Below are 20,615 nucleotides of genomic sequence, written 5' to 3'. Positions count from 1 at the left end.
CTCGGCGGGTTTTTTGTTGGCTATTCAAAAACCTGCTCCGTTTATTGGCGCAAGAAAGGCAACACCTTCTCCAGCAGAAGCTCCGGCTGTTCTTCTGCGATGTAGTGTCCGCAAGGTAGCGCCTCGCCTGTTACCTGTTCAGCCACCTTCGCCCATTCCTCCAGCGGCTTAAAGCATTTGCCGACAGTGCCCTGCTCGCCCCACAGGATCAACAGCGGGCATTGCACTTTGCGAGACGCCTCGAGATCAATCTGGTCGTGTTGCAGGTCAATCGACGCCGAAGCTCGATAGTCCTCGCAAATTCCGCGCGCCGTGCCATCAAGTTGCAGACAGCGCAAATAATCTGCGTATGCTTCGTCGGTGAAGGGCTGCATACCGGCGCTGCGGCTGCCCATTACGCTGCGCAGGTACAGGTCAGCATCATGAGAGATTAAGGCTTCAGGGAGTGGCGCGGGGCGAATTAGGAAGAACCAGTGCCAGTAGGCGCGAGCAAATTCTTCGTTGGTTTGCTGGTACATCGAGAGCGTAGGCGCGATATCCATCAGCACCATGCGCTTTATAGCCTGCGGGTGGTCGAGGGCCAGACGGTGCGCCACGCGAGCGCCACGGTCATGGGCAATCACGCTAAATTGCTTGAAGCCCAATGCCAGCATCAGCTCGTACTGGTCCTGCGCCATTTCGCGCTTGCTATAGAGGTAGTGTTCGGCGTCTGGCTCCGGCTTGCCACTGTCGCCATAGCCGCGTAAATCGGCTAGTACCACGGTGTATTGTGAAGTCAGGTAAGGCGCGACTTTATGCCAAATCGCCTGCGTTTGTGGGTGTCCGTGTAGCAATAGCAAGGGTTCGCCTTGGCCCGCTATCCGGTAGGCAATGTCAGTGCCGTTAATGGCAATCCGACCTTGGGTAAAATGTTCGAGCATGGGTTTTCTCCTTTTTTACCCATCTTAGCCATTGCCCTGTTGGCAACAAGGTCATAACTGGAGATCGGCTATTCACGGATCGTGTTTTGAAGCACCACACTCAGGCCATTGCTCGGAAACCTGGAAGTTGCGACGCTGGGTTATCCACTTAGTTTCTCAGGGCAATAAAATGAAACCCAGAACGCTATATGAAAAGCATATCGACAGTCACAGCGCCCGCACGCTGGATGACAAGGGCCACGTGCTGCTTTACATCGACCGTCAGGTGATTAACGAGTACACCAGTCCGCAGGCGTTTAGCGGCCTGCGCGACGCCGGACGCCGCGTGTGGCGGCCTGAGACTTCTCTCGCGGTGGTTGACCACGTTAACCCAACCGCGCCAGTGCGTACTCGCCAAATGCCAGACGCGGGCGGAGCGCGGCAGGTCTCCTATTTGGCGGAAAACTGCCAAGAGTTCGGCATTGAGCTGTTTGATATTTTAGACAAACGTCAGGGTATTGAGCACGTGGTGGCCCCTGAACAAGGCTTTATCTTGCCGGGCATGGTGATCGCCGCCGGAGACAGTCACACCACTACCTATGGCGCGCTGGGCGCGTTTGGTTTCGGCATCGGCACTTCAGAAATTGAACACCTGCTGGCGACCCAAACCTTGGTGTACAAAAAGCTGAAAACAATGCGCGTGACGGTCAACGGTAAGCTGGCAAACGGTATTACCGCCAAGGACGTGGTGATGGCGCTGGTGGCGAAAATCGGCGCGGCGGGTGCAACCGGCTACGCCATTGAGTTCTGCGGCCAAGGCATCGACATGCTGAGCGTTGAAGGCCGAATGACCATCTGCAATATGGCGGTCGAGGCTGGTGCGCGTGGCGCATTTATGGCACCGGACGAAAAGGTATTCGAGTATTTGAAAGACAAACCGCGCGCGCCGAAAGGCCAGCAGTGGCTCGACGCCGTTGCCGTGTGGAAAAGAGAGTTACACAGCGACGCCGACGCCGTGTTTGACCGCGAAGTGGAACTCAGCGCCGAGGAGATTGCCCCGATGGTCAGCTGGGGAACCAGCCCGGATCAAGCGCTGGCCATTAACGGCCAAGTGCCGGACCCGTCAGCCGAGCCGGATGCTTCTCGCCGTAAAGATTTGCAGCGCGCCCTGAACTACATGGGCCTGCGCGCCGGTCAGCCGCTGAATAGCATCAATATCAGCCACGCATTTATTGGCTCCTGCACCAATGCGCGTATTGAAGATTTGCGTGCAGCGGCCGAGGTGGTTCGCGGCAAAAGTGTGGCATCGACGGTGCGGGCGATGATTGTCCCCGGCTCCAGCCAAGTGCGGGCACAGGCCGAAGAAGAAGGCTTGGCCGAGATCTTTATTCAGGCCGGTTTCGAGTGGCGTCAGTCAGGCTGCTCAATGTGTCTGGCGATGAACGACGACGTGCTTTCACCGGGCGATCGCTGCGCGTCGAGCACCAACCGTAACTTTGAAGGCCGTCAAGGTGCCGGAGCCCGTACCCATCTTATGAGCCCGGCGATGGTCGCCGCCGCCGCCATTCGCGGCCATCTGACCGACGTTCGCGAAGTGTGAGGAGAGAACCATGCAAGCTTTTAACGTATTAACCGCCGTTGCCGCCCCGCTGACTGCGGCCAACGTCGATACCGACGTGATCATGCCAAAGCAATTCCTGAAAGGCATTGACCGCAATGGCTTAGATAAAGGCGTGTTCTTTGATTTACGCTTTTTGACCGACGGCTCGCCGGACCCGGAGTTTATTCTCAACCAACCTGAGTGGAAGTCGGCCAAGTTTCTGGTGGTCGGGCCGAACTTTGGCTGTGGCTCGAGCCGCGAGCACGCGGTGTGGGGGCTGAAACAACTGGGTATCAGGGCATTGATTGGCACTACCTTCGCTGGGATCTTCTTCGACAACTGCCAGCGTAATGGCGTGCTGACGGTGCAGCTTTCGCCCGAGCAGTGGTCCAAAGTCGCGGAACAGGTCGCACAGCCGCAGAACAATGAGATCACCCTCGACCTGCCTGAGCAGACAATCAGCCTGCATGACGGTGAACAGATTGATTTCAATATCGATGAACTGAGCAAGCTGTCACTGCTCAACGGTCTGGACGCTATCGGCAATACACTGCGCTACAGCGACGATATTCGCCAGTTCCAGCAGACGCATTTGCAAAACAACCCGTGGTTGGCGTGAAGCAGTTTCGTTGAGCTTTAAGTTTTGAAAAGTGGGTTTTTGAGAGGGCAGGCAATCAGCGCCGTGGTCATCACGGCGCTAGCCGAGCAGCTGACTGAATCTTTGCTGGAAGAACTCGACACAGACCCGCAGCTTGGCGGACTCCGCCAAACGCGTCGGATAGACCGCCCACACGCTGGCAGGCTGCGAGTAAGCCGCTAAAACCTGCACCAGCTCGCCGCTGTCGAGATAGGGCTGGACGTCCCACTGTGAGCGCAGAATAATGCCATGGTGCTTTAGCGCCCATTGCAGCACCACTTCGCCACTGTTCGACGACAGCGCCCCTTTGACGCGAATGCGCTGCTCTTCGCCCTCAGCCGTCACTGACCAGATGCCAAAAGGGTTATCGCGCTCTTTAAGCACCAGACACTGGTGTTGGGTTAACGCCTCCAGCGACTCCGGCACGCCGTGCGCCTTGAGATAGTCCGGCGAGGCGCAAAGGATGCGCTGATGCTGGGCTAACTTTTTGCCAATGTGCTGCTCGGGGATGTCATCCCCCACCAGAATTTCCAGATCTACGCCTTCGGCCACCAGATCAATCACCCGATCGTACAGGTCGAGGCGCAGACTAAGCTGCGGATAGCGTTCCGCCAGTTCCGCCACGGCGGGCGCAACGTGGCAACGGCCAAAGCCGAACGAACTGCAAATATGCACATTGCCACGCGGCTCGGTGCGGGAATCTGACAGGTCGCCGATAAACTGGTCGAAGTTATCCAGAATTCGCAGCGCCCAGCGCTGGGCGCGCTCTCCTTCCTCGGTCAGGCGAATGCCGCGCGTGGATCGGTGCAGTAGTCGCGCACTCAGCGCCTCTTCGAGAATCTGAATGCGCTTGCTGACGTAGGCCGGAGACTGGCCTAGCTCGGTGGCGGCAGCGGCAAAACTCTGCTTATTCACCACCGCCAGGAACACCCGCAGGTCTTCCGCTAAGGGCAATCTGTCGCGTTCGCTGGTCATGAGGGCAGCCCAAAGTCAGTCCGCAACTGCGCGCTATCGTGCTCGGCGTGGTGAACGTCGCGGCTTTTGACCCCGGCGTTATCCATTTTTTCGCGTGCTTCTTGAATATCACCGCTGTCGATTTGCAGCTTCTTCTGATCTTTCCCCTGCTCCGGCGTTAACGCCAGTTCCACCATAATCGGGAAGTGATCGGAGCCCATAGGCTCGAGGCGCTGAAGGTCAATCAGGGTGAACTCTTTACTGTGGAAAACGTGGTCCAGCGGCCAGCGCAGGAAGGGATAGCTGGCGTGGAAAGTGTTGCACATACCGCGCCCGCGACGAGGGTCAAGCAGGCCGCTAACCTTCATAAACAGCCGCGTAGTGCGCGACCACGCCACGTCGTTGAGGTCGCCAGTCACAATGGTCGGGTAGCTGGCGCGTGAAGCCGTGTGCCCCACCGCCACCAGTTCGGCATCGCGATTGGTGGATTCATCATCTTCCGTCGGGCTTGGCGGCATCGGGTGCAGGCAGTGCAGCACTACCTGATGACCAGAGGTTAATTCAGCGCGGAAATGCATTGAAGGGATGCCTTCAGCCACTAAGTACTGAATTTTCGCGTCGAACAGCGGCAAGCGAGAATAGACGTGCATGCCGTAGAGGTTATCCAGCGGGCATTTGATGCTGTGCGGATAGTCGCCTTCCAGCGGCGACATCTGCTGCTCCCACCACAGGTCGGTTTCCAATAGCACCAGAATATCCGGGCGGTTTTTCTCGACAATTTCCAACAGCTTGGCGCTGTTGCGGTTGGTCATCAACACATTACAGTTGATGATTTTGATGTGCGGATGGCCGTTCGGCACGGTTTTCTTCACCTGCACCGGATAGAGCCGGGTATAGGGCAAGATCCACCATGCCTGATAGAGCATACAGGCCAGCGACAGCAGGATAATAAGCGTGGCGAGTGGGCCGCCAAACGGCAAGACCCACAGTTCGGTGAGTAAAAACAGCAATGACAGCGTGGCCATTTGCAGTCGCGGGAAGTCCCAAACTCTCACCCACCAGCGTTGATTCTTCGACAACGGCAATAACGTCAGCAGCGCCATAATAACGGTCAGCACGCTGACGATAATTCGCAGTGAATCCATTGATGCTTAGCCCTTCCCGTCTGCCACATGACACCAGTTGCGCTGCTCGACAATCCCGCCATTTGGCGAGGTATAGCCGATACAGCCTAAAATCGAATCAAACAGCTTTTCATGGAACACCGGCGTTTTATCCGCAGCCAACTTTTGCAGCTGATCGAAACCGGCACGGTTATGGTCATCAGACAAGAACTTGTCAGAAGCCCACACCATAATCGGCACGGTACGCTGCTCGATTGGCGCGTGGTCACGCGGTGTCCCGTGGAAATGCATGCTTTTGGAAATAGATTCGCCGTGGTCAGAAGCATAAAACACGATGGCGTTCTTGTCGCGCAGTTGATTGAACACCTGCTCAAGGAAGTAGTCGGTATACAACAGCGAGTTATCGTAGGCGTTGATCATCTCTTGCGTCGAGCAGGAGTCGTCGATGCCCATACACTCAGGCTGATACTTGGCGAAAGAGCGCGGATAGCGGTCGGAATAGAGGTAATGCGAGCCTTTGGTGTGCAAAATGATCAGATGCTGGCCCTTAGGATAGTGGTCCATCGAGTCCTTCATCTCATCCACCAGCAGCATGTCATCCACCGGCTTACCGGCGTTACGCTTTTCGGAAGCGATGTTTTCACGCAGCGAGTAGTCATTCACGCGGGTCTTGTTATAGAACCACGCCTCACTCTGCATGGAGTAAAGCTCAGAGCTCCAGCCGTTGCTCTTCAGCACGGAGAAGACGTTAGCCTCTTTCAAGGTACGCTGTGGCGCTTCGGATGCCCCGCCCTCACGCACAAACATGCAGCGCAGCGAAAGCTTGGTGGCGGTATCGCAAGAGTAGCCCTGAAGCACGGCGAGGTTCTTCTCTTTGCTCAGATTCGGCGTGTTGTCGCGGTCATAGCCATAAACGCCCATGTGGTCGCGACGCGCACTCTCACCAATCACAAACACCACGTAGAGGTCTTTGACATCTTTTGGCGGCGTGTAGGTGAAGTGTTTAGCGGGGTCGAACAGGTTTTTGGTGTCTTCGGCTTGGCTGTAAGAGCTGTAAACAAACAGGCCAAACGCCGACAGCCAGTTTGACGGCGAGTAAGTCCCGGCCACGACGCCGCCATAGCTTGCCATCATGCGGTTATTCACCACGTCATGCTTGTCCTGCACTTTGCCCATTAGGCGCAGCGGCAGATAGCAGACTAAACCGGCGGCAATCAGCAGCACGACTTTCTTCAGCAGGCCTTTAGGGCGCGTTTCTTTAAGTGCCGCCCCCGGCATCTTACTGGCCCACAGCAGCACCAGCGGCAGCAGGCTGAATAGCACCACCCAGCCCGCGAAGTGAGTACCAATCGACTCTTTCGACAGGTCGATGGAGTCCGACGCCAGCGCAGCCGCTAAAATGCCGTATCCAATGTCGACATTGAACAGGATCATGTAATAGCTGGCGGCAACGGACGACACCACAATCACGCTGAGCAGCACGCGGAATACGGTTTTACCGGTGAAGGAGAGCAGCAGAGTCAGGAAGTAAACCAGCGCGAAACAGGCCAGCATTTCGACGGCAATCGATAGCACATTGTTATAATGCAGTTGGCCATAGCGTCGGAAGAAAATAGGTAGGTTAAGCAGGATCCCCAGATAGAGCGCAATAAACAGTGAAATTTTCTGTTGCGATAGAGAACGTAATTTATGCATCAGTCAGTGAAGCTCTTTTAAGATAATCAAATGCGTTATGCTGCCCGCGCGTGCCGAAGTGAAAGGTAAAAATGACGCGTTAGAGTGCACTTCGATAACTTAATCTGACCGGCAAAAAATGCTTTTAGTTCACATTCAATCATTTCAGTAAATGTGATAACGTAACAATATTCATGAAATCTATATATTTCAATAAGATGAAAACACATTTATTTTGCTTTTTTTTCATCTTATTGAAGAATTATTGAGGAAGCGCGGCTTTTTTCTCCTGATAAGTGGTCGGGAATTGCAGCGTGAAGCGCGTTTTGCCCTGCGCAAGGCTGCTCACTGACACACTCCCCTGATGCAGCGCCATGATAGCTTGCACGATAGACAGCCCTAAACCGTTCGAGCTTCCTCCTTCGCTGCGCGAGGCATCGGCGCGGTAGAAGCGGTCGAAAAGCTTACTGCGTTTTTCGGCCGGGATCGGCTCCCCTTGGCTATCGACGTGAATCAAGGTATTGCCCGCCACCTGCTCCACCTGCACGCTGATTTCCGTGCCTTCATCGCCGTAGCGAATGGCATTCGCCACCAGATTGCTTAAGGCGCGCTGGAATAAGATCGCATCGGCGTGCAGCGTGCCGCTCCCCTTACACACCAGACGCATGTCACGCTCTTCGGCCAAGCCTTCGAAATAATCCGCCACGCGCTCCGTCTCGGAGGAGAGCGCTAGAGGGGTAATGTTAAGGACCGAATGAGCATGAGAAGCGCGGGCCAAAAACAGAATGTTTTCCACCATGCGCGAGATGCGCTCCAGTTCCTCCATGTTATTGGCCAGCAGCGTTTCATACTCTTCGGTGCTGCGCGGCTGGTAGAGCGCCACCTGACAATGGCCCATCACCGCCCCCACCGGAGTGCGAATTTCATGAGCCAAGTCGGCAGAGAACTGTGTCAGGCGCTCATAGCCATCAGCCAGACGATCCAGCATGGCGTTAAACGACAGGATCAGCGGCTGAAGCTCCTGCGGGGCATCTTCACTGCTCAGACGGGTGCTGAGGCTGGTCGGGTGAATACTGGCCGCTTCCAGCGCCATTTTGCGCAGCGGCCGCAAGCCACGGCGAATGACGCTGTAACCCAGCGCGGCAATCAGGACATAAGCCAGCAGCACTGCCCCCATGATTTCGAGGCGAAACGCCGCCAGCATCTGCGATTCGGCATTCATAAAATGCGCTGCTGAGATAACCACCGTGCTGCCGTCCTGCATGCGCACCGCCGCAGAAATATAGCGCACCGGCGTGCCATCGGCCGCGGTCAGCCGCTGAATATCAGCCAGTGTTAGCTCTGTGCCATCCGCCACCGGTGGCGTGTCGGGCAGTGCCAAATGAGACGGATTGACGTTGATGATCGGCGCGCTGTTTTGCAGGCGAAATTGCAGCACGTCCTGCTCATTGCCGAGCATGTTTTCAAACAGCTGCGGGCTATGGCTGAGCTGAGTCAGCGGGAAGTCCGTCGCCAGCAGTTGGCGGAAATACTGCACCCGGCCGCTGACTTGGTAATCCGCGCGGCGGATCAGCTCTTTTTCAATCGAATAATAGAGGTAGAACCCCACCGCGCTGACCACCAGCGCGGCAATCAGGCCAAACAGCAGAGTGGCGCGCAGAGTCAGGGAAGTCGGGCGTTTCGCCCTTTTGGCGTGGGTTTTCACATTCATGGGCGCACTTCGCACACATAGCCAATGCCGCGCACGGTGTGGATCAGTTTGAGGTCAAAGGTGCGATCAATCTTGGCCCGCAGCCGTTTTACCGCCACGTCGACCACGTTGGTGTCGCTGTCGAAATTCATATCCCACACCTGCGAGGCGATCATGCTGCGCGACAGCACTTCGCCTTCGCGGCGCATCAGCAAATGCAGCAGCATGAACTCTTTATTGGTCAGAGGGATGATCTGCTCTTGGCGAGTCACCCGGCGGCGCAGCACGTCGAGGTGCAAATCCGCCAACGAATAGGTGTCCGCCTCGCGGGCCGACGGGCGGCGCAGCAAGGTGCGAATGCGCAGCACCAGCTCGGTAAAAGAGAAAGGTTTGATCAGGTAGTCGTCGGCACCCAGCTCGAGGCCGTGAATGCGGTCTTGTACTTCGTCACGGGCGGTCAGGAACAGCACCGGCACGTCGCTTTTTTTGCGCAGCACTTCCATCACCTGCCAGCCATTTAGCCCCGGCAGCATCACGTCGAGGATCACCGCGTCATACTCTTCTTCCAGCGCCAAAAACAGGCCGTCGGCCCCGTTGCGAGCTAAATCGACGCGATAACCCGCCTCGCCCAGCCCCTTTTTCAGGTAGTCGCCGGTGCTGACGTCATCTTCAATTACCAGTATACGCATGCAGGCTACCTATCAATGAGAGACTATTGGGCAAATACTTTAGCAGTTTTGTTTGTCATTTTTGATGACAATTTTGTCATCAAGTTGTCATCTCACTGTTCGGGTTTATCGTCCACTCTTAACTAAGCTATACCCTATAGCAAAAACACTATCACTTTGATCAACCTGCAAAAATATGGAGAGTTAACATGACGACTTCAACACGCCTGGCGGGCTTAGTCCTCAGCTCGCTTCTGATGTGTACCGGCGCAATCGCAGCAGATAACGTGATTAAACCGACGCGCGGAACTATCGACTCAGTGAATGATTCATCGATGCAAATCACCACCCGTCAAGGTGACAAGCTGGATGTGAAAATCAACGATCAGACCAAGGTTAACAGCGTTTCTAAAGGCCAGATCTCAGACATTAAAGCTGACAGCTTTATCGGCACCGCCGCCGTACCACAAGCAGACGGCACGCTGAAAGCGCTGGAAGTTCACGTCTTCGCACCAAGCCTGCGCGGCAGCGGTGAAGGCTTCAACCCGTTTGAATCCGCCGATGGCAAAATCAACACCATGACCAACGGCACCGTGGGCAAGCTAGTTAACAGCAATGGCCGCACCCTGACCGTGAAATACCATGACGCGCAGAAAACCGTGGTCGTGCCTGATGATGTGCCAGTAGTTCTGTTAGCGCCGGGCGACCGCAGCTTGCTGAAACCGGGCGTGAAAATCGTGCTGTTCGCCGCCAAAGACGATAAAGGCAACTTGGTTGCTCGTGGTATCGCCGCTGGCAAAGACGGCGTCGCACCACCAATGTAAACGGCGTCTTCGTCAGTCTCCTGTGTCTAACATTTTACTGACGATGTTGCCGTAATAAGAGGCCAAACGCTGCGGAACCCCCTCTTTTCGCGCCGTTTGGCTTCGCTCTTTTCGACTCTGCTTGATAGCACAGGAGCCTTCTTGTGAGCCATCAACCTTCGGTGAAACCTCTCTCGCCAGCCCGGCGTAAGCCACGAAAAATCCATCCTTGGCCTGTGCGGCTGTGCCACTGGATTAACCTGCTGGCGATGATTGGCATGGTGATGAGCGGCTGGGGTATCTACAACGCCGACCCGCTGTTCGAATTTCTCACCTTCCCGCAAATAACTACGCTGGGAGGCTGGCTGGGCGGCAATATTGCCTGGCATCTGGCGGTAATGTGGCTGCTGGCTGCTAACGCGCTGATTTACCTGCTGTGGGGCGCTTTGAGCGGCCACTTCAAGCGCGACTTTTTCCCTTTTACACCAGCGTCCATTTGGCGAGACATAGTCAAAGCCATCACCTTCAAGCTGCCTCATAAGCTGGGTGAATACAATGCGGTGCAAAAAGTAATGTATGTCGGGGTGCTGCTGCTCGGCGCGCTGCTGGTGCTCTCAGGGCTGTCTATTTGGAAGCCGGTGCAGTTCAGCGCGCTGGTCTGGCTGTTTGGCGGCTTCGACATTGCTCGCTATGTGCATTTCTTCGCCATGAGCGGCGTGATGCTGTTTGTGGTTATCCACGTTTTGATGGTGCTTCTGGTGCCTAAAACCTTTGTCGCCATGGTCACCGGCGGCAAGAAAACGGCCTTAAAGGAGCACGCCGATGAGTGACAAAGCAGATAAGCCGAAAATTATCCTCGAACCGGATCAGCGCAAACAACTGGTGAATATCCAGCGTCGCCTGCTGTTACGCTCGGGCCTGACCCTTGGCGCGGTGTCGATGCTCACCGGCTGCAATTTGCAGGATGGCGACAATGTGGACAAAGTGCTGTGGGCCATGTCGCGCTGGAATGACCGCGTGCAGGGTTGGCTGTTCGGCGGGCAGAAACTGGCGCAGACTTATCGCGCCGACCAGATCACTACGCCGTTTCGCTTCAATGCCTATTATCCCGAATACAACGTCCCCGAAATCGATATTCCTAACTATCGGCTGGAAGTGTCGGGCTTAGTGCAGAAGAAAGCGCCATGGACGCTGGAGCAGCTTCAGCGCCTGCCGCAGGAGAGCCAAATCACCCGGCTTATCTGTATTGAAGGCTGGAGCGCTATCGGCCAGTGGAGCGGCGTGCCGCTGAAAACCTTCTTGCAGCACGTCGGCGCGGATCTGACGGCCAAATATGTCGGCTTCAAGTGCGACGACCGTTACTACTCGAGCATCGACATGGCGACGGCGCTGCACCCGCAGACCATTCTGGCGCTGGATTTTGGCGGCAAGCCCCTGCCCCCTGACTTTGGCTACCCGCTGCGTCTACGCATGCCGACCAAGCTGGGATTCAAGAACGCTAAGCACATTGGCGCTATCTTCGTGACCAATGAATATCCGGGCGGCTACTGGGAAGATCAGGGTTACAACTGGTACAGCGGGATTTGACGCGGAAATGACGAGATAAAATGACGAAATAGCAGGCATAAAAAAACCGCCCCGAGAGGCGGTTTTTATTTTCGAAACCGTGTAGCGATTGAACGCTAACTTTTTCGAATAATTAGAAGCGGTAACCCACGCCAGCGATCCAAGTGCCAACGTCAACACTGCGGATACGAGACTGTTCGTAAGAAACGTCCAGAGCAACGTTTTCGATTGGGTTGAACTGCAGACCAGCGCCGTAAGAGAAGCCGTAGTCGCTAGTGTCAGATTTCTGACGGTCAACAGTGCTAACACCGTTGGTGCCTTCGAATTTACCGTAACCCACACCCACAACACCGTAGATGGAAGCCCAGTCGTTCAGACGGTAAGCTGGACCAGCAGTCACACCGTAGTACTGACCTTTGTTATAGTTGTCAGCGCTTGGGTAGCTGTTTTTCTCGATGTAAGTGAAAGAGCCGATAACGCCCAGTGGGTTGCTGTCTTGCTCGAAACGGTATTTCAGGTTGAAGCCGTTTGCTTTGTTAGCAACGCCTTGCATATCACCCTGAGCGTAACCTGCAGTTACGGTGCTGGTGTCTGCGAATGCGCTAGAAGCGCCCAGTGCTACTACGCAAGCTAATGCGGAAAGACATGCAATTTTTTTCATAACAACCACCTCAAATGGGAAACAAAAGTAACCTTCACCACGAAAATATAACAAAAAGCAGTGTGAAACTCTGCCTGATATAAGATGTCCAAAGCATCATATGGTGTAACAAGAAGTTTCCAACACAACATATCTTAATGATTATTAATGATTTTTTCGTCGAAAAAGTATAAGTGAAACTTATTGAACTTTTTACGATTAGCAGAAAATTCCTAAAGTTTTGCGCACTTTTCAATCAAAAAAGTGCAGGTTTTTCCGAAAGCTGAACCTAAAAAATAATTTTTTTGGATTTTTTCGCCCCTCTTTTCCCTCTACACTGAACCCTCAACAACACATCGCTCACAGTTTTTAGTGATAAAACAAGAATTCCGCGGAATCGGGATCACATTTAAGGCGCGAAGGATGACCGAGTCAGACAAAAATTCACCCGCAGACGGAAACACCACATCTCATAATATTTCTGCGGACCCGGCACCTGCCCTCCCCGCGATTGCCAAGTCAGCCTCTCCTCTTATTGCCGTGCTGCTGCTATTAATCGCCATGCTCTCTTTGCAGGGCGGCGCGTCGCTGGCAAAAACCCTGTTCCCGGTGGTTGGCCCGCAGGGGGTGACCGCGCTGCGTCTAGGCATTGGTTCTCTTATCTTGTTGGCGTGGTTCAGACCGTGGCGGATTAAAATGCGCGGCGGCAACCTGAAAGCCCTGCTGATTTACGGGCTGGCGCTCGGCAGCATGAACTACAGCTTCTATCTGGCTATCCAAACTATTCCGCTGGGCGTCGGCGTGGCGCTGGAGTTCACCGGGCCGCTGGCGGTGGCGATGTTCTCGTCTCGCCGCCCGGTGGATTTCGTCTGGGTGATTTTGGCGGTGGTTGGCCTGTGGTTCCTGCTGCCCCTCGGGCAGTCCACGGACAGCATCGACCTGAAAGGTGCCTGTCTGGCGCTGTTTGCCGGCACCTGCTGGGCTATCTACATTCTGGCGGGCCAGCGTGCAGGCAGCAGCTATGGCCCCGGCACGGCGGCGCTGGGTTCTTTGATTGGCGCGCTGATCTTCTTCCCCATTGGCGCGTTTCAGGCTCACAGCTCCATCTTTTCGCTGTCCATTCTGCCGCTGGGCCTGTTGATTGCCCTGCTGACCTCCGCCGTGCCCTATTCGCTGGAAATGGTCGCCATGACCAAGCTTCCCGCCAAAACCTTCGGCACCTTAATGAGCATGGAGCCAGCGATGGCCGCGCTGTCGGGGATTATCTTCCTCGGCGAGTTCCTAACTGGCACCCAATGGCTGGCGCTGGCGGCGATTATTGCCGCGTCAGCAGGCTCCACGCTGACCATTCAGCGCAAAACCAAGTTGGAATCGGTGCCGGTTTCTCCGCCGCCGCCGTCTAATCAATAAGGCTATACGCGGCCAGTTAGCATTCGCCAATCAGCCGCAATAACTGGTCAATCGCGGGCTGCGCCGGGCTACCGGGCAGCCACAGCGCCACCAGCGGGTGGGTCAGTCCGGCATTGCCCAGCTCCGTATCCAACCTTTCGATATCCGGCCAATGGTCTGCGCCAAAGTGCAAAGGCAACAGCGCCCAGCAGGCCCCGGCACTGAGCAGCGGCTGGAGCAGCGCCAAGTCATTCACTCGACAGATGCTGTCCGCCACTTGCAGGCGCTGCGCCATGCTGGTCGGCAAATCAATGAACGGCATCAGTTGGCGAGTGGAAGCCAGCGTCAGCATCGACACCGCCGTCTGGCTGGTAAACACGCCGCGAGCCGCATAGGCCGCCAGCTCCACCGAGCCGGTAGCCCGCCATTTGAAGCGATCGCTGATCGCCCGGTTCATCGCCTGATACAGCCCGATATTCACCTCGCCGCGCTCTAATGCGGCTTCGCACTGCTCGCGAGGCTGGCAGAGTAAATCAACCAGAATGTGGTGCTGCGCCAGTTTGGCCGTCAGTTTGACGAGCGTGCCCCGAGGCATAAAGTTGTCATAGGCGATGACTAGCCGCTGGGTGATTTGCTGCGGAATGTTCTCCGCCGTGCGATTAAAGGCCTGCGCCTCTAGCAGGAACAGCCTCGCTTGGCGATACAGCCGCACACCTTCGTCAGTTAGGGCCAAGGGGCGCGTGCTGCGGTCAAACAGGCTGTAGCCTAAATCCAGCTCCAGATATTCCAACAGTTGGCTGAGAGTGGTGCGATCTTTGCCGAGCTTCTTGGCAGCGCGGGTCAAATTGCCCTCTTCCGCCACGCTGGTAAAAGCTTCAATTTGCGCCAGTGAAAATCTCAGGGCGGCCATCCTTGCTCCTTAGTGCGTCTATTTTCATCTTTATCGACATTCTACCGGGGGAATTTCCCCCGCACAGTGATTTAACGCAATCTCTTTTGCCTCGTACTCTCTACTCCATCAACTGACGCCCCGATGGGCAATCGCACATGGAGTCCTATTATGAAAACCCTTTCCCGCACCTTATCCGCCACCCTTATCGGCTTAGCCCTCGGCGGCGCGATGGTCAGCAGCGCAGAGGCCTGTACCCGCGCATTTTTGAATACTGATCCCGGCAATATTATCAGCGCGCGCAATCTGGACTTCTTCGGCCCGGTAGACCCTGCGCTGGTGATCACGCCGCGTGGCGTATCGCACAATGGCGGTGACGATGCCCACGCCGCACACTGGAAAACTCAGTATGGCAGCGTGGTGATTTATGCCGATGACGCCTTCCCGATGGACGGCATGAATGAGAAAGGCTTGGCGGGCCACACGCTGTTCTACACCAATGGCAGCCAAGAGCAGCAGTCCAATCAGGACAAGCCGGTTATCGAAAGCCGCGCGTGGCTAAGCTACATCCTCGATAACTTTGCGACGGTCAATGACGCTGTGAATGCCATCCAGCACGACGTGCGTCTGGTCGCCAAAAAGATGCCGATCGATTACGCGTCTGACACCAAACACATCGCCATTGAGGACGCCAGCGGCGACTCGGCAATTATCGAAATCGATAACGGTAAGGTGAATATTTACCACGGCAAGCAGTATCAGGTGATGACTAACCCGCCCTCTTATGACCAGCAGTTGAAGAATTTGGCCAAATACAGCCACGCGACGCGGGACCAAATCCCTCTGGGGCTGGACGCCGATCAGCGTTTAGTTCGCGCCACCTTTGACCTGAAAAATCTGCCAAAAGCCGATACTAAAAATCAGGCGCAGGGCTTCCTATTATCCGTGATGCACAATATTGAATACCCAATAGGTACGCCGACCGGCCCGCACGAAAAACCAGTGATCGACGCCTATGCCAAATACAGCAAAAATCCGCAGTTTAACAAAGGCATCGGCACTTACTGGACCACCCTGTCGGACCTCAGCCACGGCGAATATCATTTCAAATCGACCTTCGCGCCTTCTCAGGTATGGGTGAAACTGGGTGACATTAACTTCGCCGCCGACCAGCCGGTGCGCAAGATCCAGCATCTCAATGACTATGCGGAAAAGGGTTGGGAAGGCAATGTGCTGGCGCAGGCCCAGCCGGTAAAATAGCTTTCGCCCCGATCCCACGCCAAACCACGCCAAACCACGCCAAACCACGCCGCCGTGCGTGGTTCTTTTATGCGTAAATTCAGCGAGTTAAAAATATCTGCATTTTATTTTGATTTTCCTGCATCCAAATCGCGCTCTGGTTCGTATGTACAGATGTGAGACAAGACCTTGTCTACTTACCCTTAAAGGACCACATCATGAAAACGCTTATTCGTACCGCAATCTGTGCTTCGATTCTTTTCAGCACCGCGTCAATGGCAGCAATGATGTCCGACACCACCATGGTGGGCGGCGCGGCAATGTACCCGTCGAAAAATATCGTCGAGAACGCCGTGAACTCTAAAGATCACACCACACTGGTGGCGGCAGTTAAAGCCGCAGGTCTGGTAGATACTCTGCAAAGCAAAGGGCCGTTCACCGTCTTCGCACCCACCGATGCCGCCTTCAACAAGCTTCCAGCAGGTACTGTGGCTAATCTGGTAAAACCTGAAAACAAGGCCACGCTGACCAGCATCCTGACCTACCACGTGGTGGCCGGGAAATATGAGATGAAAGATCTGGAAAAGCTGATTAAAAAAGGTGGTGGTAAAGCCGAACTGAAAACCGTGAATGGTCAGGCGCTGTGGCTGATTGGCAATGGCCCGCACAACATTCAGTTGAAAGATGCCAAAGGCGATGTTGCCAACATCAGCACCTATGATGTGCAACAGAAAAATGGCGTGATCGATGTGATTGATACCGTGCTGATGCCGAAATAAAACCGTCTATACTGGGTGCAGTGGCGAAAAATCCCACTGCACACTTTCGGTTTCGGGGCTGGCGAATGCATGAGAATTTAACAATAAAAAACACGCCGGATCCTTCCGAGGATCCCTTACGTGACCTGATGCACGCCATGGCTGGTGGGGATCGTCAGGCCTTCGAAAAATTGTACCGTTTGACTTCGCCGCGCCTGTTCGCCGTTGCGTTGCGCATGCTGCGCCGCCACGCGTGGGCCGAAGAGGTACTGCATGACAGCTTTATCACCGCGTGGAACCGGGCCGCTTCTTATAATGGCGCGCTGAGTTCGCCGATGACCTGGCTGACCCACATCGTGCGCAACCGCGCTATTGACTGGATGCGCGGCAGTGATAACCAGCTTGATGAGCTGGACGACGGCCTCGAGCAGAGCCTGTCGGTGGGCAGCGATGAGCCGCTGCGCAACTTGCAGCACAACGCCGAAGCCAAAGTGCTGGCCGACTGCATGGCGCATCTGCCCAGCGAACAGCGGCAGAGTCTGGTGCTGGCGTACTATCAGGGGCTTTCGCACGGCGAAGTCTCAGACCATTTACAACAACCTCTTGGCACGATTAAAAGCTGGATCCGTCGCGCCCTTGAGCACTTAAAGAGCTGCGTGGGCCTATGAAAAACAGACGGGAATACCATGCCGCTCTGTCGGCGGAATATGCGCTGGGGACCTTACGCGGTGCAGCACGTCGCCAGTTTGAGATTGCAATGCAAAACGACCCGGCGCTGCAGGCCGAAGTCGCTCGCTGGCAGGAAGCTTTTACCCAACTCGACAATCAGCTGACGCCGGTCACGCCACCCGCGTCAGTGTGGAAACGCATTCAGTTGCAACTCGGGCCGGTGCCGCAGGCAGCTGCGCCAACCGACAACGCTGCAACACCAAGCAAAATGCCGTGGCGTGGTTATCTTGGCTGGGCGTTGGCGGCAGGACTGGCTGCTTTACTCTTGGTACCGAAGCTGCTGGTACAACCTTCGGCTATCACGCCGGTGGCCATTTTGGCTAATAGCAGCGCTGGCGGCGGGCAATGGGTGGTGAGCGTCGATAAAGACGCCAACCAGCTGACCCTCACTCCGCTGCATTTGCAGGAGATAGCCAAAGACCGAAGTTTGGAATTGTGGACCATTCCGGCGGGCGGCAAACCGCGCTCGCTCGGACTGCTAAATGTGGCGTCGCCAACCCAGCTGTCACTGGCGACCAGGATGCCTGACCCCGGCTCGACGCTGGCTATCAGCCTTGAACCACAGGGCGGCTCCCCAACCGGGCAACCGACCGGCGCTGTACTCTACAGCGGTGCGATTGCGCTTTAATCATTACCCTTTAGCTATGAAAAGAAGTATTCCTGATTATTTCGCCGGGCAGCTCTCTGACCCGGCGTTTTTTTATCTTTGCACTCTGACTCGCCAGCGTCATCAACTCGGTCTAGGATTATGGGCAATACCCCGACTCCGCTGTAAGGAACCGCCATGAAAGACTGGAATCCTGATCTCTATCGCCAGTTCGAAGCCGAACGCACCCGCCCCGCCGCTGAACTTCTCGCCCGTGTGCTGCATCCCAATGCCAAATTCATCACAGATCTAGGCTGTGGGCCGGGTAATAGCACCGAACTGCTGCAACACGCCTATCCCGAGGCCCTGCTGACTGGCCTCGACACTTCTCAAGCCATGCTGGAAAAGGCGCGCGAACGCTTGCCTTCCTGCCGCTTTGAGAAAGTGGATATCCGCGAATGGAAGCCGACCCAGCCGCAGGACATTATCTACGGCAATGCCTCGCTCCAGTGGGTGACCGGGCACGAAGAGCTGATCCCGCACCTGATGCAGCAGCTCGCGCCAGAAGGCGTGTTTGCCGTGCAGATGCCGGACAACCTGTCGCAACCATCGCACCAGTTAATGCAAAAGGTCGCCGACCAGCCGGAGTGGAAGGATGTGATTGCTGGGGTAGATAACTCGCGCAAGCAGCTGCTCACCACCGAGCAATATTATGATTTGCTGGCAAGCCAAGGTGCGATGGTGGATATCTGGCGCACCACCTATTATCACGTGATGCCTTCGGCCAAAGCGATTGTTGACTGGCTGAGCTCCACCGGGCTGCGACCGTTTTTGGCCCCGCTGGATGAAACCCAGCAGGAAGCCTTCCTCGCCAGCTATCTGCAAGAGCTGGAGCAGGTCTACCTGCCGCGTGCCGACCGCAGCGTGCTTCTGGCCTTCCCTCGGCTGTTTTTAATTGCCCGCAAAAGCGCGCGCCATTAATTTTCAGCACCTGCTATTTCACGGCAGACAATATATTCACTCTGCCGTGAAACAAAATATTACCAATTCCCTTTAGACTGCTCGCCGCTTAATAACACCTAGTCACCCAAGGTTATTATCACTGATAAGAAAAACTGAAGCTAAAATTAAGATAGCTCTTAAAAACCTTCATAAAACCGCAATGAAAATGTAAATGATAAATATTATCAATTTATAAAAACCAAAATAAATCCAAATAAAATAGCTATAATTCAGTTAGTTGCAATTTATCTTAAAATTTAGGGTTGAAATCAACCCTGCCCGACCCTAGTGTATTTAACAGCACCAAGACAATGTGACGTTAAATATCCTTCTGCATACTTTTATAGAACGCGTCATGTAAAAGCATGACCAAATTTGCAGAAGAAGAATTATTAAAACGCTGGCTATCGCCATTCGTTTTTAACGATTTCATTGATAGCCGACGATTTAAGGCAGAATTTTAAAAGGTTGCTATACTTATTCCCATATCGAATTCGTATAACGCTTAAACTAAAGATAACTAAAGAGGATATCTATTATGAGTACCGCTAAATTGGTAAAAACGAAATCTTCTGAACTTCTCTACACACGTAATGATGTTGAAGAAGGCGTCAAGCTGGACACCATCAAAGTGTTGAACCCTTTGGTTGCAGAATACATCGACCTGTCGTTGATCACTAAGCAAGCCCACTGGAACATGCGTGGCGCGAACTTCATCGCGGTTCACGAAATGCTGGACGGCTTCCGTACTGCCATCACTGAGCATCAGGACAACATCGCTGAACGTGTGGTGCAGTTAGGTGGCGTAGCGCTGGGTACAGTGCAGGTTGTAAACGACAAAACTCCGCTGAAAAGCTACCCAACCAACATTCATACCGTTCAAGAGCACCTGAAAGCCTTGGCCGACCGTTATGGGCAAGTTGCCAACGACACACGTAAAGCGGCAACCAAAGTAGAAGATGAAGATACTGCGGATATTCTGACTGCGGCATCACGAGATCTGGACAAGTTCCTCTGGTTCATTGAATCCAATATTGAATAACACCAGAGTCCACATTTCGTCTTAAACAACTTCTAGCCTTTTAGAATGTAACGGGCCAATGGTGAAAATCATTGGCCCGTTTTCTATTGATTTGGAGGATTTATGGCAAGTGGATGGGCACAAGACGGTGCCGTTCAAGATCAAATTGACTCTACCGTCGAAGACGCCGTCAACCGCGCGCGTCAAGCACTGGGCCACGGCGAAAGTGCTGAATTCTGTCATGAATGTGGCGAACCTATTCCCGAGGCGCGCCGCAAAGCCCTGCCCGGTGTGCAATACTGCATTGCCTGTCAGACAGCACTCGACAAAAAGCATCAGGCAAACTCGGGTTATAATCGTCGTGGGAGTAAAGATAGTCAGTTGCGTTAGTCAGCGAACAACCAACCTTTTTCTCCGGCGGACAATCTTCCTTCCCTATTCCGCTATACCCTGCCCGCTTTTTGGCACGGCACCCCTGCTAGCAATAAACAGTCTGAAACAAGCAGAAATAGATCGAAATTTGATATTTCAATGCAATTTGAAATAATCAAGTAAGGTTACAGTTCTCAATCATAACTAATTTCATTGAAAATCTCAGAGTCGGACTAATCATAACCTGTTGTTATTTATTAATTTTAAATCTCACGATAAGAAAAATCCTAATCGATAGCCTAGGTAAATAATTAAAGACAAATTAATAGCCTAAAGCAATTTTACAGACTTCGGCTTACACCTGTAACGTGCTGA

21 protein-coding genes are annotated in these 20,615 nt (G+C 54.3%); 13 read left to right on the top strand and 8 right to left on the bottom strand.

Features of this window, described 5'->3' with window-relative positions:
* Window positions 1–41: 41 nt before the first annotated feature.
* Window positions 42–920 carry an alpha/beta fold hydrolase gene (locus tag GEAM_RS04710; protein WP_034788910.1) on the bottom strand — a complete coding sequence of 293 codons (879 nt, stop codon included), beginning with the start codon at window positions 918–920 and terminating at the stop codon, window positions 42–44.
* 169 nt (window positions 921–1,089) lie between these two features.
* Between GEAM_RS04710 and leuC the strand changes: the two genes are divergently transcribed.
* Window positions 1,090–2,499, top strand: a complete 1,410-nt coding sequence (gene leuC, locus GEAM_RS04705; protein WP_034788905.1) for a 3-isopropylmalate dehydratase large subunit — start codon at window positions 1,090–1,092, stop codon at window positions 2,497–2,499.
* Between the two features lie 10 nt (window positions 2,500–2,509).
* Window positions 2,510–3,118 carry a 3-isopropylmalate dehydratase small subunit gene (leuD, locus tag GEAM_RS04700; protein ID WP_034788902.1) on the top strand — a complete coding sequence of 203 codons (609 nt, stop codon included), beginning with the start codon at window positions 2,510–2,512 and terminating at the stop codon, window positions 3,116–3,118.
* Between the two features lie 78 nt (window positions 3,119–3,196).
* Here leuD and GEAM_RS04695 read toward each other — a convergent pair whose 3' ends face one another.
* The 5 genes from GEAM_RS04695 to GEAM_RS04675 form a co-directional block, all read right to left on the bottom strand.
* Window positions 3,197–4,111 carry a LysR substrate-binding domain-containing protein gene (locus GEAM_RS04695; protein ID WP_034788900.1) on the bottom strand — a complete coding sequence of 305 codons (915 nt, stop codon included), beginning with the start codon at window positions 4,109–4,111 and terminating at the stop codon, window positions 3,197–3,199.
* On the bottom strand, window positions 4,108–5,235 hold the full coding sequence (locus tag GEAM_RS04690; RefSeq protein WP_051899412.1) for an endonuclease/exonuclease/phosphatase family protein: 1,128 nt from the start codon (window positions 5,233–5,235) through the stop codon (window positions 4,108–4,110). Before GEAM_RS04690 ends, GEAM_RS04695 begins: the two co-directional genes overlap by 4 nt.
* Before the next feature lie 6 nt (window positions 5,236–5,241).
* Window positions 5,242–6,909, bottom strand: a complete 1,668-nt coding sequence (gene eptB, locus GEAM_RS04685) for a kdo(2)-lipid A phosphoethanolamine 7''-transferase (protein WP_034788898.1) — start codon at window positions 6,907–6,909, stop codon at window positions 5,242–5,244.
* Window positions 6,910–7,150: 241 nt separating this feature from the next.
* Window positions 7,151–8,599, bottom strand: a complete 1,449-nt coding sequence (locus GEAM_RS04680) for a heavy metal sensor histidine kinase (RefSeq protein ID WP_034788897.1) — start codon at window positions 8,597–8,599, stop codon at window positions 7,151–7,153.
* The gene (locus tag GEAM_RS04675; protein WP_034788895.1) at window positions 8,596–9,267 is read right to left on the bottom strand and encodes a heavy metal response regulator transcription factor; all 672 of its coding nucleotides are present in this window, start codon (window positions 9,265–9,267) and stop codon (window positions 8,596–8,598) included. The genes GEAM_RS04680 and GEAM_RS04675 overlap by 4 nt, the downstream gene beginning before the upstream one ends.
* A gap of 188 nt (window positions 9,268–9,455) precedes the next feature.
* Between GEAM_RS04675 and GEAM_RS04670 the strand changes: the two genes are divergently transcribed.
* The 3 genes from GEAM_RS04670 to GEAM_RS04660 all read left to right on the top strand — a co-directional run bounded on the left by GEAM_RS04670 (window position 9,456) and on the right by GEAM_RS04660 (window position 11,636).
* The gene (locus GEAM_RS04670) at window positions 9,456–10,070 is read left to right on the top strand and encodes a hypothetical protein (RefSeq protein WP_034788893.1); all 615 of its coding nucleotides are present in this window, start codon (window positions 9,456–9,458) and stop codon (window positions 10,068–10,070) included.
* Between the two features lie 143 nt (window positions 10,071–10,213).
* The gene (locus tag GEAM_RS04665; protein WP_419471217.1) at window positions 10,214–10,879 is read left to right on the top strand and encodes a cytochrome b/b6 domain-containing protein; all 666 of its coding nucleotides are present in this window, start codon (window positions 10,214–10,216) and stop codon (window positions 10,877–10,879) included.
* Entirely contained in the window at window positions 10,872–11,636 is a 765-nt protein-coding gene (locus GEAM_RS04660; RefSeq protein ID WP_034788891.1) for a molybdopterin-dependent oxidoreductase, read from the top strand. The genes GEAM_RS04665 and GEAM_RS04660 overlap by 8 nt, the downstream gene beginning before the upstream one ends.
* A gap of 112 nt (window positions 11,637–11,748) precedes the next feature.
* Here the strand turns inward: GEAM_RS04660 and ompX are convergent, their stop codons facing one another.
* Window positions 11,749–12,276, bottom strand: a complete 528-nt coding sequence (gene ompX, locus GEAM_RS04655; protein WP_034788888.1) for an outer membrane protein OmpX — start codon at window positions 12,274–12,276, stop codon at window positions 11,749–11,751.
* Window positions 12,277–12,678: 402 nt separating this feature from the next.
* Here ompX and rhtA point away from each other — a divergent pair, with 402 nt between their 5' ends.
* Window positions 12,679–13,665, top strand: coding sequence for a threonine/homoserine exporter RhtA (gene rhtA / locus GEAM_RS04650; protein WP_034788885.1), 987 nt, complete (start codon window positions 12,679–12,681; stop codon window positions 13,663–13,665).
* A gap of 16 nt (window positions 13,666–13,681) precedes the next feature.
* On the opposite strand, the gene GEAM_RS04645 is transcribed toward rhtA, so the two are convergent.
* Window positions 13,682–14,554: a LysR family transcriptional regulator gene (locus tag GEAM_RS04645; protein WP_034788883.1), complete on the bottom strand. Its 873-nt coding sequence runs from the start codon at window positions 14,552–14,554 to the stop codon at window positions 13,682–13,684.
* A gap of 150 nt (window positions 14,555–14,704) precedes the next feature.
* Here GEAM_RS04645 and GEAM_RS04640 point away from each other — a divergent pair, with 150 nt between their 5' ends.
* The 7 genes from GEAM_RS04640 to GEAM_RS04610 all read left to right on the top strand — a co-directional run bounded on the left by GEAM_RS04640 (window position 14,705) and on the right by GEAM_RS04610 (window position 20,258).
* Window positions 14,705–15,793 carry a linear amide C-N hydrolase gene (locus GEAM_RS04640; RefSeq protein WP_034788881.1) on the top strand — a complete coding sequence of 363 codons (1,089 nt, stop codon included), beginning with the start codon at window positions 14,705–14,707 and terminating at the stop codon, window positions 15,791–15,793.
* A gap of 197 nt (window positions 15,794–15,990) precedes the next feature.
* A complete protein-coding gene (locus tag GEAM_RS04635; RefSeq protein ID WP_034788878.1) occupies window positions 15,991–16,551 on the top strand; it encodes a fasciclin domain-containing protein in 561 nt (186 codons plus the stop codon).
* Window positions 16,552–16,616: 65 nt separating this feature from the next.
* Window positions 16,617–17,198, top strand: a complete 582-nt coding sequence (locus GEAM_RS04630) for an RNA polymerase sigma factor (protein ID WP_034788876.1) — start codon at window positions 16,617–16,619, stop codon at window positions 17,196–17,198.
* Window positions 17,195–17,887: an anti-sigma factor gene (locus tag GEAM_RS04625; protein ID WP_034788873.1), complete on the top strand. Its 693-nt coding sequence runs from the start codon at window positions 17,195–17,197 to the stop codon at window positions 17,885–17,887. Before GEAM_RS04630 ends, GEAM_RS04625 begins: the two co-directional genes overlap by 4 nt.
* Before the next feature lie 156 nt (window positions 17,888–18,043).
* Window positions 18,044–18,826, top strand: a complete 783-nt coding sequence (gene tam / locus GEAM_RS04620) for a trans-aconitate 2-methyltransferase (RefSeq protein ID WP_034788870.1) — start codon at window positions 18,044–18,046, stop codon at window positions 18,824–18,826.
* A gap of 559 nt (window positions 18,827–19,385) precedes the next feature.
* Window positions 19,386–19,889 carry a DNA starvation/stationary phase protection protein Dps gene (gene dps, locus GEAM_RS04615; protein WP_034788867.1) on the top strand — a complete coding sequence of 168 codons (504 nt, stop codon included), beginning with the start codon at window positions 19,386–19,388 and terminating at the stop codon, window positions 19,887–19,889.
* A 102-nt stretch (window positions 19,890–19,991) separates the two neighbouring features.
* Window positions 19,992–20,258, top strand: coding sequence for a DksA/TraR family C4-type zinc finger protein (locus GEAM_RS04610; RefSeq protein WP_034788865.1), 267 nt, complete (start codon window positions 19,992–19,994; stop codon window positions 20,256–20,258).
* Window positions 20,259–20,615: the final 357 nt, after the last annotated feature.

This window comes from Ewingella americana ATCC 33852 (assembly GCF_000735345.1).
In the GTDB taxonomy this organism is placed as follows: Bacteria; Pseudomonadota; Gammaproteobacteria; order Enterobacterales; family Enterobacteriaceae; genus Ewingella; species Ewingella americana.
Note: the sequence above shows the minus strand (reverse complement) of the source record. Positions and strands in the feature narration are given on the sequence as shown.

Excerpts from the sequence above, each read along its gene's own strand:
- GEAM_RS04710 (WP_034788910.1), bottom strand. The coding sequence starts at position 920 with ATGCTCGAACATTTTACCCAAGGTCGGATTGCCATTAACGGCACTGAC.
- leuC (WP_034788905.1), top strand. The coding sequence starts at position 1,090 with ATGAAACCCAGAACGCTATATGAAAAGCATATCGACAGTCACAGCGCC.
- leuD (WP_034788902.1), top strand. The coding sequence starts at position 2,510 with ATGCAAGCTTTTAACGTATTAACCGCCGTTGCCGCCCCGCTGACTGCG.
- GEAM_RS04695 (WP_034788900.1), bottom strand. The coding sequence starts at position 4,111 with ATGACCAGCGAACGCGACAGATTGCCCTTAGCGGAAGACCTGCGGGTG.
- GEAM_RS04690 (WP_051899412.1), bottom strand. The coding sequence starts at position 5,235 with ATGGATTCACTGCGAATTATCGTCAGCGTGCTGACCGTTATTATGGCG.
- eptB (WP_034788898.1), bottom strand. The coding sequence starts at position 6,909 with ATGCATAAATTACGTTCTCTATCGCAACAGAAAATTTCACTGTTTATT.
- GEAM_RS04680 (WP_034788897.1), bottom strand. The coding sequence starts at position 8,599 with ATGAATGTGAAAACCCACGCCAAAAGGGCGAAACGCCCGACTTCCCTG.
- GEAM_RS04675 (WP_034788895.1), bottom strand. The coding sequence starts at position 9,267 with ATGCGTATACTGGTAATTGAAGATGACGTCAGCACCGGCGACTACCTG.
- GEAM_RS04670 (WP_034788893.1), top strand. The coding sequence starts at position 9,456 with ATGACGACTTCAACACGCCTGGCGGGCTTAGTCCTCAGCTCGCTTCTG.
- GEAM_RS04660 (WP_034788891.1), top strand. The coding sequence starts at position 10,872 with ATGAGTGACAAAGCAGATAAGCCGAAAATTATCCTCGAACCGGATCAG.
- ompX (WP_034788888.1), bottom strand. The coding sequence starts at position 12,276 with ATGAAAAAAATTGCATGTCTTTCCGCATTAGCTTGCGTAGTAGCACTG.
- rhtA (WP_034788885.1), top strand. The coding sequence starts at position 12,679 with ATGACCGAGTCAGACAAAAATTCACCCGCAGACGGAAACACCACATCT.
- GEAM_RS04645 (WP_034788883.1), bottom strand. The coding sequence starts at position 14,554 with ATGGCCGCCCTGAGATTTTCACTGGCGCAAATTGAAGCTTTTACCAGC.
- GEAM_RS04640 (WP_034788881.1), top strand. The coding sequence starts at position 14,705 with ATGAAAACCCTTTCCCGCACCTTATCCGCCACCCTTATCGGCTTAGCC.
- GEAM_RS04635 (WP_034788878.1), top strand. The coding sequence starts at position 15,991 with ATGAAAACGCTTATTCGTACCGCAATCTGTGCTTCGATTCTTTTCAGC.
- GEAM_RS04630 (WP_034788876.1), top strand. The coding sequence starts at position 16,617 with ATGCATGAGAATTTAACAATAAAAAACACGCCGGATCCTTCCGAGGAT.
- GEAM_RS04625 (WP_034788873.1), top strand. The coding sequence starts at position 17,195 with ATGAAAAACAGACGGGAATACCATGCCGCTCTGTCGGCGGAATATGCG.
- tam (WP_034788870.1), top strand. The coding sequence starts at position 18,044 with ATGAAAGACTGGAATCCTGATCTCTATCGCCAGTTCGAAGCCGAACGC.
- dps (WP_034788867.1), top strand. The coding sequence starts at position 19,386 with ATGAGTACCGCTAAATTGGTAAAAACGAAATCTTCTGAACTTCTCTAC.
- GEAM_RS04610 (WP_034788865.1), top strand. The coding sequence starts at position 19,992 with ATGGCAAGTGGATGGGCACAAGACGGTGCCGTTCAAGATCAAATTGAC.